General features: G+C 70.6%; 8 protein-coding genes. 2 read left to right on the top strand and 6 right to left on the bottom strand.

The window, feature by feature from the left end:
- Positions 1-106: 106 nt before the first annotated feature.
- From ACFV2X_RS49170 to ACFV2X_RS49145, 6 genes are all read right to left on the bottom strand, one after another.
- Entirely contained in the window at positions 107-1,147 is a 1,041-nt protein-coding gene (locus tag ACFV2X_RS49170) for a polyprenyl synthetase family protein (protein WP_385629342.1), read from the bottom strand.
- Complete coding sequence (locus ACFV2X_RS49165) at positions 1,144-2,223, bottom strand: terpene cyclase (RefSeq protein WP_385629339.1); 1,080 nt, start codon at positions 2,221-2,223, stop codon at positions 1,144-1,146. Before ACFV2X_RS49165 ends, ACFV2X_RS49170 begins: the two co-directional genes overlap by 4 nt.
- Positions 2,220-3,620, bottom strand: a complete 1,401-nt coding sequence (locus ACFV2X_RS49160; RefSeq protein WP_179285418.1) for a cytochrome P450 — start codon at positions 3,618-3,620, stop codon at positions 2,220-2,222. Before ACFV2X_RS49160 ends, ACFV2X_RS49165 begins: the two co-directional genes overlap by 4 nt.
- A 115-nt stretch (positions 3,621-3,735) precedes the next feature.
- Entirely contained in the window at positions 3,736-5,106 is a 1,371-nt protein-coding gene (locus ACFV2X_RS49155) for a cytochrome P450 (protein ID WP_385629412.1), read from the bottom strand.
- Between the two features lie 216 nt (positions 5,107-5,322).
- Complete coding sequence (locus tag ACFV2X_RS49150; RefSeq protein WP_385629336.1) at positions 5,323-5,922, bottom strand: hypothetical protein; 600 nt, start codon at positions 5,920-5,922, stop codon at positions 5,323-5,325.
- Positions 5,923-6,036: 114 nt separating this feature from the next.
- Positions 6,037-7,398: a PucR family transcriptional regulator gene (locus ACFV2X_RS49145; RefSeq protein ID WP_385629333.1), complete on the bottom strand. Its 1,362-nt coding sequence runs from the start codon at positions 7,396-7,398 to the stop codon at positions 6,037-6,039.
- Between the two features lie 157 nt (positions 7,399-7,555).
- On the opposite strand from ACFV2X_RS49145, the gene ACFV2X_RS49140 reads away from it, so the two are divergent.
- Positions 7,556-8,482 carry a proline dehydrogenase family protein gene (locus ACFV2X_RS49140; RefSeq protein ID WP_385629331.1) on the top strand — a complete coding sequence of 309 codons (927 nt, stop codon included), beginning with the start codon at positions 7,556-7,558 and terminating at the stop codon, positions 8,480-8,482.
- Positions 8,483-8,560: 78 nt separating this feature from the next.
- Positions 8,561-10,192, top strand: coding sequence for an L-glutamate gamma-semialdehyde dehydrogenase (pruA, locus tag ACFV2X_RS49135; RefSeq protein WP_385629328.1), 1,632 nt, complete (start codon positions 8,561-8,563; stop codon positions 10,190-10,192).
- Positions 10,193-10,246: the final 54 nt, after the last annotated feature.

The raw sequence follows: 10,246 nt of genomic DNA, 5'->3' as shown, positions 1-10,246 counted from the left end.
CGTTTATTTTGGGGTTGTGTGTGTTTTTTGTTTGGGGGTGTGTGGTTGGGGGGGGGGGTGGGGGGGGGGGGGGGGCGGGGGGGCGGGGCGGCGGCCCCCCGGCCGGTCAGCTGCTGCGGTGCATGGCCAGGTCCACCAGCGACCGCAGACCGTGGGCGGCCTGCGGATCGAGGGCGACCTCGGCCAGCCGGTCCAGCGCCATGGACCGCTGCCGGGCCGCCTCCGCCAGGGCCCAGGCGCGCCCGCCGGCCTGCTCGACCAGCGTGGTCGCGTGGGCGACGCCGGTGGACTTCAAGGGACGCTCGTCGTGGTACAGCTCGGCCAGCCGCCGCCCTGCGGGCGTATTGCTGCGCAAGGCCGCGACGACCGGCAGGGACTTCTTGCGCCGGTGCAGATCGGCCCCGACCGGCTTCCCGGTCGTCCGGGTGTCCCCCCAGATGCCCAGCAGATCGTCCACCAGCTGGAAGGCCAGACCCAGGTGGTGCCCGAAGCCGCGTAGGGCCTCCACCTGGGCGGGGCCGCCGTCGGCGGCGAGCGCGCCCAGGCCGCAGGCCCCGGCGAACAGCGCGGCCGTCTTGCCGGCGGCCATGGCCAGGCACTCCTCGAGATCCACGTCGGCGCGCTCCTCGAAGGCGAGGTCGGAGCTCTGGCCGGCGACCAGCTCCAGCAGCGCCCGGCAGAGTTCCTGGGCGCTCGTGGAGTGCCGTACGGGGGACGGCGAAGAGGCCAGCTCCTCCATGGCCAGGACCAGCAGCGCGTCACCGGCCAGCAGCGCTTGGGCGGATCCGAACACGGTCCAGGCCGTGGGCCGGCCGCGGCGGGTGGCGTCCTGGTCCATGACGTCGTCGTGCAGCACCGAGAAGTTGTGCACCAGCTCCACCGCGGCGGCCGCACCGAGCGCCCGCCCGGGCGTGGCGCCCAGCGCCTGTGCGCCGCCGAGCACCAGCGCGCCCCGCAGGCCCTTGCCCCACCCGTCGTCGGTGTGCCGCCCGGCCGCGTCGCACCACCCGAAGTGGTACCGGGCGACCGTACGGACCGGCTCGGCCAGTCGGTCAAGGGCCTGGCGGATCCGGGGGCCGGTGAGTTCCCCGGCCCGGCGCAGCACCTGCCAGGATTCCGAGGTGTCCGGAGTCAGGGTGGTGGTCATCGGTCGGCCACCACCAGATCGGGCTCCAGGTACAGCGCGGGCTGGGGCGCCGTGCCGCCGGTCCGCGCCTGGTACCGCTTGGTGCGGCTGGACCAGTCGAGATTGCCGCGGATCCAGGTGCGCATGCCCGCGAGGTAGGGGGTGAGCAGGTCCAAGCGGTCCGGGTGCCGGGCCAACAGCCGCTTCTCGAGGGCCAGATAGCGCCGGGTCTCGTCCGAGGTGGCCGTGCAGACATGGGCCATGGCCCGTTCCTGGTTCAGCTCCCGGTGGTGTTGTACGACGTACACCAGGTTGTGCACCTCTCCCAGGGACCGCTCCTTCTCCAGCGAGTAGATGTCGTTCGTCCAGCAGACGACGTTGCAGGCGGCGTCCAGCGCGTCCCGGAACTCCTCGCTCTCGTAGAGAGCCACCGGCACATCGAGGCGCTCCACCACGTCGATGAGGTCCATGCACACGTAGATCGCCCCGGTGTGGCGCCGGTTCTCGATGTAGTCGTCCTCTTCGGGGACGATGCCGCGCACCCGGTTGCCCGCCTCCCAGACCGCCGCCGCCGTCAGACAGTCCTCCAGGTGGCGTACGAAGCGGCGCCGCCAGGCATCGGTCATCCCGGTAGCGGTGCGCCGCCACAGGTCGGCGAGGGAGGAGACCGAGGTCGGCAGATCGGAGCGGCGGGCCGCGGCGGCACCGTGGTCCGCGCTCTCCAGGACCGCGCGCATCCCCGCGACCACCTGTCCGGCGTGCTGCGGATCGCGGCCGAAGGCACCGTCGTCCAGCTGGTCGTCGACGAGGAAGAGCCAGGCGAACCAGTCCGCCATCAGGAGGATCCGCTCCTCGTCGGCCGTCGGATAGACCACCGAGGCGAACCAGCCGAAGTCGGCGTGCTCGAAGCGCCGCCTGGCCGACTCCCGCTGGATGAGGCCCACCGTACGCACCCACTCGCTCAGCTGGCGGCGCGCCTGTTCGGCGTGCTGGTTCACCTGGTGCGGGAAGGGGCAGTAGAGCTCCGGTATCCGGTCGGCCGGTGTTGTGTCCGCCGGTTCTGTCGGTCCTGCCGGTCCTGTCGGTGCTGTGGTCATCGGCGCTCCTCCAGCCGCAGGTGGATACCGCCCCCGGGGTGCAGGGTGATCATCGCCTCGGGGTGGACCTCGGTCGTCGCCTTGGGCAGCACCAGCCGGTATCGGCGGGCGACTGTCGCCAGGACCAGGACCAGCTCGGTGAGGGCGAAGTGCTTGCCGATGCAGATCCGGTGGCCGGCGCCGAAGGGCGTGTAGACGTGCTTGGGCCGGTCGGCGATCGCCTCGGGTGTGAACCGCTCGGGGACGAAGCGCTCCGGGTCGTCCCAGAAGTCCGGGTGCCGGTGCAGGAAGTAGCTGTTGATCAGGACGTTGGTGTTCGCCGGGACCCGGTACCCGTCGATCACGTCCTCCTCGCGCGCCCGGCGCATGAACTGGTAGGCGGGGGAGTAGATCCGCAGGGTCTCGTCGCACACCATCCGGGTGTACGTCAGCCGGGGAAGGTCCTCGAAGGACGGTACGGTCCGCTCGCCGAGCACGGCATCCACCTCGGCGTGCAGCTTCTCCTCCACCTCGGGGTGCCGGGCGAGCAGATAGAAGGCCCAGGAGAGGGTGTTGGTGGTGGTCTCGTAGGCCCCGATGCAGATGTTCAGCACTTCGTGGTGCAGCTGCTCCAGGTCCATGCCCTTGCCGTCCTCCTCGTCCACGGAGTGGAGCAGCAGGGTCAGCAGATCGGCCTCGTCGCCGACGGGGACGTCCGCCCGCAGCTTCTCCTGGATGAACTCGGAGACGAAGGTGTCCATGTCGCCGATCGCCCGGTGCAGCCTGCGGTTGCGGGGCGTCGGGACGTTCAGCGGGGGGAAGGGGAAGCGGAAGAAGTCGCCGAGGATGGCGTTGGCCGTCTGGAAGGCCCGCTCGAACGCCTGGGCCGTCCCGCCGACGTCGGCGCTGAACAGCGACCGGTTGACGATGCGCAGCGCGAGTTGGCCGATCTCGTCGGTGACGTCCAGGACCTCATGGGTACGCGGCTCCCAGCGCTGGAGCATCTGGTCGGCCTCGTCGGTCATGTTGCGGGCGAAGTGGCTGACCGTACGCGGGGTGAAGTGCGGCGCCATCATCCGCCGCTGCCGACGCCACAGCTCCATGTCCGCGTTGGCGATCAGGCCCTTGCGCAGCACTGGCCGGACCACGCGGAAGAGCATCGCGTCCTTGTCGTAGCTCTCGCCCTTCTCGACCAGGATGTGGCGGATGTAGTCCGGGTGGTTGACCAGCACAATGGGGATGCCCAATGGCCGGAAGCGGAAGATGTCCCCGTACCGGGCGAGGCCAGCACCGAGGAAGCTCAGTTGGTCGTTGCGGAAGGCCAGCGCCCCGCCGATGCCGTCTTTGCGGCGGATCGTCGGTATCTCTCTGGTCTCTGGCCGTCGGCCCGCGTCGGGCACGGCCGGTGCTGAAGACATGGGTCATCCGTTCATTGGTGCGGTGACATCCCAGGACGGCGCTCATCCGCCGTGGGCTTTCAGAAGCCGTGGGCTTGAAGAGACGAAGGGGGTCCGCTCGCGTGGGCGGGGTCGGTCAACGACGCGCCAGGCGCAGCTGGATGCCGCCCTTGGGGTGCAGGGTGACCAGCGGTGCGAACCCGACCGGCGGCTGCCCCGGGGGTACCGTCACGGTGAAGTTCTGCGCGAGCATCGCGATGACGATCTGCATTTCGGTGAGGGCAAAATATTTGCCGATGCAGTATCGAGGCCCGCTGCCGAACGGCTGGTAGACATTGCGCGGCCGCTTCGCCGCGTTCTCCGGAGCGAAGCGCTCGGGATCGAAGCGATCCGGGTCGGGCCAGAATTCCGGGTGCCGGTGGTAGGTCAGGAAGTTGAGGTAGACACCGCATCCCTCGGGGATGCGATAGCCGCCGATCTCGTCCTCGTGAATGGCCCGGCGCATGGTCTGCCAGGCGGGGGTGTGCAGCCGCAGGGTCTCATCCATGACCATACGGGTGTAGGTCAGCTCGGACAGATCCTCAAGGGTCGGCACCCGTCCGTCGAGGACCTGGTCGACTTCCTCCTGCACTCGGCGCTGGACTTCCGGGTGCCGGGCCAGCCGGTAGCAGACCCAGGCCATGGAATTACTGGACGTCTCGTATCCGGAGACGATGGTGGAAAGGATTTCGCCGAGCAGTTCCTGCCGGGTGAGGTTCACCCCGCTCGTGGGGTGGGTCATGGTCAGCAGCGCGGCGAAGAGATCGCGCCGCTCGGCCGGGTCGGCCTCCCGGTCCGCCACGAGCCGGTCGACGAAGCCGTCCATGTCGCGGATGAGCGCCCGCAGCCGGGGGCGCCGGTTCAGCGGCGGGAAGGGGAAGCGGAAGAAGTTCCCGATGATGGTGTTGAGCTCGAGGAAGTTCCGCTCGAACAAGGCGACTTCGGCGCTTGCCTCCACGCCGAACAGGGAGCGGAGGGCGATCTTCAGGGCGAGGTCGCGGATGTCCGCGGAGATGTCGACCACCGCGTCGGGGTCGTCCCGGCCCGCCCATCTGTCCAGCAGCTCGCCGGTCAGCTCGGTCATACCGGGCGTCAGGTCGACGATGCTGCCCCGGTTGAAGGAGGGCTGCATCATCCGTCGCCGGGCGCGCCAGCGCTCTCCGCCCGGATTGGACACGAGTCCGCCCCGGAATACGGTCTGGACCGCACGGTAGAGGAAGTTGTCCTTGTCGTAGTTGGCGTGTGCGTCCACCAGCACATGCTGGAAGTGGTCGGGGTGGTTGATGAGAACCATCGGAAGGCCGCCCAAGCGCAGGCGGACGATGTCCCCGCGGGTGGCGGCATGCGATACAAAACTCAACTGGTCACGACGGGCCGCGAGGATGCCCGACAGGTTTTCTCTCAGGCTGAGACTCGGGATTGCCGAATACTTGAATAACTCTTTGCTGCTGCGTGTCGGTGCGGTCATATAATGCCCCCGATTCTGCAATAGCAGATCCTATGACCCGAGAGTATGCCAGAGCTTGTTTTGCGATGTCGACCCCTCAAATGATCAGCATTTGGTCGGAATTTATCGGGCTGCGCCATAGGGGTGGATTTGATTTCGTCGAGGATGCGCAGGTTTGAGCGCCGTTGCAACAGCAACAGCTGCCCACCGACTCCGGCCGACCCGGCGAACGGCCATTCAGAACTTGCCCATCTGCTCCTCGGTGCGGTGCCCCAGCCGACTGGAGAACTCCGCGAGGAAGGCGTCGTCGAGCGGCGGCCACCCCCAGAAGTCGAACGCGAGCGCCCCGAGGCCGAAGCCGGAGCCGAATCGCCACTCGGTGACCGGGACGGCCGCCGCGCACGCGGAACAGGCCACGCTTCCTCCCTCGCCCGTCTCCTTCCAGACGGCGATGGCCTCCCGGTACGGCCGCCAGACCTCGTCGTCCGCCTCGAACTCCTCCGGATAGTCGATGATCACGGTCGTGGCGTCGCAGCGCGGACAGCTCGCCGAGTCCGCCTCGTCCTGGCCCTGGCCCCCGACGTAGTAGTCCCGCCCGACCATGACCGCCACCGGGCCGGGCTGCCACGTCGTCTCCGCCGAACCCACCACGGCCCGGTCCCAGCGGGGGCCCGGCACATATCCCTCGTCGGCGGTCTGGCTGTAGACCCCTTCGCCGGACGTCTCGCGCGTGATCACGCCTTCGGAGACCAGCCAGTCGGCCATCCGCTCGGCGAGCGGCCCGGCCTCCTGCTCGTCCGCCTCCACGTCCACGATCCGCTGAAAGTAGTCACCCATGGCCGGCCCCTGTCGCTGTCGCTCATCGTCCTCGGGTCCCCCGATCGCCTTCCCGACCGGCGGTGCCCACTGTGCCACCCGCTACTGACAACGGACGTAGGGTGCGGGCGCCGCTCACAGTCGCGCGGACTTGAGCGCCATGTGCAGCAGCAGGCGGTCCTCGCCCGCGTCGAGGTCGAGTCCGGTCAGCTGCTCGACGCGGGAGAGCCGGTAGTAGAGCGTCTGCCGGTGGATGCCGAGCGCCTGGGCGGTGCGGCTCGCCTGCCCCGCGCAGTCCAGGAACGCCTCGGCGGTGCGGGCGAGTTCGGCGTGCGGGGGCTTCAACAGGGCCTGTACGACGGGGTCGGGGCCGGCCTGTGCGGGCAGCGCGGCCAGCAGCCGGTACGGCCCGATGGCCGCCCACTCCGCGACCGGCCCCAGCCGCGCGTCCGCCCGAGCGGCCCGCGCGGCGGCCAGCGCCTCGGACCAGGCGGCGGGCAGGTCGTCCAGGCCGCGGCGCGGTGCGCTCACGCCCGCGGATCCCCCGTCCCGTACGGTCCCGGGGCGCTCCGGAACGCGGGTGGCGTCGGCCCGCGCGCTGACTGTGCCGCCCGGACCGGCCCCCGCGGAGCGCAGCAGCTGTTCGGCCGCGGTACGGGCCGGGTCCAGGGCCGTCGAGGCGCGCAGCCGGACCAGCGCGGCCAGGCCCGCCGCTGCGGAGCGCCCGTTCGCCGGACTCGTCACCAGGCCCGTCGAGGGGCCCGCCGCCGGATCCGGTCCGGGTGGCACCGGGAGTACGCAGACGGCGGCCACCCCGGGCGGGCTGGGCAGCCGGGTGGCGGGGTAGTCCTCGGCGTCATCGGCGTTCGCGGCGTCCCCTGGGGCCCACGGGGTCACCGCGACAAGCGCCAGCGGCCCGTCGGCCGCCCCGCGCAGCGCGGCGCGCAGGGCCGTACGCGCGGTGTCGCGACCGCCCGGCGGCCCGGTCAGCAGATCGCGCAGCTGCCCGCCCAGCTCCTCGTCGGCCTGCGCCCCCGCCGCCAGCAGCGCCCCGATCCGGGCTGCCGTCTCCATCGCGCGGGCGAGCCGGGGGTCGGGCGGGCCGGCCGGTCCGCCGAGCTCCAGGTCGGACAGATGGCCGTCGTCGAGCAGCCACACATAGCCGTGCACCACGCCCCGGTGGCGCACCGGCAGACAGATCCGGCCCATGAAGACTCCAGCCCCCGGGTCCGGCGGGATCCGCAGCGGGGCCTGGGCCCGGGCGATCCCGAAGCCCTCGAACCAGGCGCGCACCGCCGCCGTGGACCGGCGCCGCAGGATGGAGCGGGTCCGCACCGGGTCGAGCGCCGGCTCGTCGGCCTCGTCGGCCTTGTCAGGGTCGCCCCCACTGTCGTGGGCGCCGAAGGCGATCAGCTCGAAGTCACGGTTCTCGAGCGTCGCGGGCGCGCCGAGCGCCGCCGAGATCTCGTCCACAAGCTGCTGGTAGTCGTCGAGCACCGGCCGCCTCCTTTCCACGGCCTCCATTCTCATACATATGTCTGAGATCCCGGACACGGATGCGTGACAGCTGTCGATGGCCGGGGATGCGAGCGATCCTTAAGTTTCACGGTGAGTCAACAAAGCCGTCCGACGGCCGTCATCGTGGAGGTGCCCCGTGCTGGGTCCCGTGCTGCTCGCCGCTTCCCGCAGTGCCGCCATCCGCCGTATCGTCTCGGCCGCCCCGGTGACCCGCCCGACGGTGGACCGGTTCGTCGCCGGCGAGCGCCTGGCCGAGGCGATCCCGGTCGTCCGCGCCCTGACGGAGCGCGGCCTGGAGGTCACGCTCGACCACTTGGGCGAGGACATCACCGACCCGGCCGAGGCGCTGCGCAACCGGGACGCCTATCTCGCGCTGACCGAGGCGCTGGCTGCCGGGGGCCTGGCCGGGCGGGCGGAGATGTCGGTGAAGCTGTCGGCCTTCGGGCAGGCGCTGCCCGGCGGCCACGATCTGGCGCTGGCCCATGTGACCCCGGTGGTGGAGGCGGCGGACGCGGCGGGCACCACCGTCACCCTGGACATGGAGGACCACACCACCGTGGACTCCACCCTCGCGATCCTCGCCGAGCTGCGCCGGCGGTTCCCGAGGACCGGCGCGGTCCTCCAGTCGTATCTCTTCCGCACCGAGGACGACTGCCGGGCGCTGGCCGGGGAGGGCTCGCGGGTGCGGCTGGTGAAGGGCGCGTACAAGGAGCCGGTGAGCGTCGCGTACCAGGACAAGCGCGAGGTCGATCTGGCCTATGTGCGCTGCTTGAAGATCCTCATGGCGGGCGAGGGCTACCCGATGATCGGCTCCCACGACCCCCGGATGGTCGCCATCACCCAGGAGCTGGCGCGCCGCTTCGGCCGCAAGCTCGACGAGTACGAGTTCCAGATGCTCTACGGGATCCGCCCGGCCGAGCAGGAGCGGCTTGCCGCCGAGGGGCACCGTATGCGGGTTTATATCCCGTATGGAACAGACTGGTACGGGTACTTCATGCGGCGCCTCGCGGAGCGCCCCGCGAACCTGGCGTTCTTCCTGCGCTCGCTGGTCGGCCGCGGCTGACCGGCCGGAACGCTCCTCCCCCCCGCCCCCTCGCGTACACGACGATCGACCCCGACGCTCGAAGGAGACAAGGCCACCATGGACGCCGTGACCCAGGTCCCCGTGCCGGTGAACGAGCCGGTGCACACCTACGCCCCCGGCACCCCCGAGCGCGCACGCCTCGAGACCAAGCTCAAGGAGCTCGCCCAGAACCCCGTCGACCTGCCGATGACCATCGGCGGCGAGAAGCGGATGGGCGGGGGGACGCGCTTCGATGTGGTGCAGCCGCACAACCACGCGGCGCGCCTGGGCACCTACGCCAACGCCACCCAGGCCGATGCGCGGGACGCGATCGACGCCGCCCTGGCCGCCGCCCCGGCGTGGCGCGCGCTCAGCTTCGACGACCGGGCCGCGATCATCCTCAAGGCCGCGGATCTGCTCTCCGGCCCGTGGCGCGAGACGCTGGCCGCCTCGACCATGCTCGGCCAGTCCAAGACCGTGCAGCAGGCCGAGATCGACACCCCCTGTGAGCTGGTCGACTTCTGGCGCTTCAACGTCCACTTCGCCCGCCAGATCCTGGCCGAGCAGCCGATGACCAACTCCCCAGGGGTCTGGAACCGCAGCGACCACCGGCCGCTGGAGGGGTTCGTCTACGCGATCACGCCCTTCAACTTCACCGCCATCGCGGGCAACCTCCCGACCGCCCCCGCCCTGATGGGCAATGTCGTCGTCTGGAAGCCGTCCCCGACGCAGACCCACGCCGCCGTGCTGCTGATGGAGCTGCTGGAGGAGGCGGGGCTGCCCAAGGGCGTGATCAACCTGGTCACGGGCGACGGCAAGGACGTCTCCGAGGTGGCCCTGACCCACCCGGACCTCGCCGGCATCCACTTCACCGGTTCGACCCGGACCTTCCAGTACCTGTGGAAGACGGTCGGCGCCAACATCGAGGCGTACAAGACCTACCCGCGGCTGGTCGGCGAGACCGGCGGCAAGGACTTCATCGTCGCCCACCCGTCGGCCGACCCCAAGGTGCTGAAGACGGCGATGACCCGGGGCGCCTTCGAGTACCAGGGCCAGAAGTGCTCCGCCGCCTCGCGCGCCTATGTCCCGCGCTCGCTGTGGGAGAGCGGCTTCAAGGAGGAGTTCGCCGCCGAGGTGGAGGGCCTGGCGATGGGCGATGTGACGGACCTGTCGCACTTCATCGGCGCCGTCATCGACGAGCGCGCCTTCGCCAAGTCCAAGGCGGCCATCGACCGGGCGAAGTCCGATCCGACCATCGAGGTGGTGGCCGGCGGCACGTACGACGACAGCGAGGGCTACTTCGTCCGCCCGACGGTCCTCGTCTCCACCGACGCGGACAACGAGATCTTCAAGGACGAGTACTTCGGCCCGATCCTCGGGGTGTTCGTCTACGAGGACGCCGAGTACGACGCGATGCTGGAGCAGATGGAGTCGGCGTCGCCGTACGGCCTCACCGGCTGCGTCATTGCCCAGGACCGCGCCGCGGCCGCCGCCACCTGCGAGGCGCTGCGCTTCGCGGCCGGCAACTTCTACATCAACGACAAGCCGACCGGGGCCGTCGTCGGCCAGCAGCCGTTCGGTGGCGGGCGGGCCTCCGGCACCAACGACAAGGCGGGCGCCAGGCAGAACCTGATGCGCTGGACCTCCACCCGCTCCATCAAGGAGACCCTGGTCCCGCCGACCGACTACCGCTACCCGCATATGGGCTGAGACCCCCGCTGAGCCCTGGGCCCGACCCCCGACGGGTCCCCGACGGCCCCCGAC

Source organism: Streptomyces sp. NPDC059679 (assembly GCF_042734105.1).
GTDB lineage: Bacteria > Actinomycetota > Actinomycetes > Streptomycetales > Streptomycetaceae > Streptomyces.
This window is presented reverse-complemented; position numbering and strand designations above follow the sequence as displayed.

Bases quoted from the DNA above. Each gene is read 5' to 3' on its own strand.
- ACFV2X_RS49170 (WP_385629342.1), bottom strand. From the start codon at position 1,147: ATGACCACCACCCTGACTCCGGACACCTCGGAATCCTGGCAGGTGCTG.
- pruA (WP_385629328.1), top strand. From the start codon at position 8,561: ATGGACGCCGTGACCCAGGTCCCCGTGCCGGTGAACGAGCCGGTGCAC.
- ACFV2X_RS49160 (WP_179285418.1), bottom strand. From the start codon at position 3,620: ATGTCTTCAGCACCGGCCGTGCCCGACGCGGGCCGACGGCCAGAGACC.
- ACFV2X_RS49150 (WP_385629336.1), bottom strand. From the start codon at position 5,922: ATGGGTGACTACTTTCAGCGGATCGTGGACGTGGAGGCGGACGAGCAG.
- ACFV2X_RS49165 (WP_385629339.1), bottom strand. From the start codon at position 2,223: ATGACCACAGCACCGACAGGACCGGCAGGACCGACAGAACCGGCGGAC.
- ACFV2X_RS49155 (WP_385629412.1), bottom strand. From the start codon at position 5,106: ATGACCGCACCGACACGCAGCAGCAAAGAGTTATTCAAGTATTCGGCA.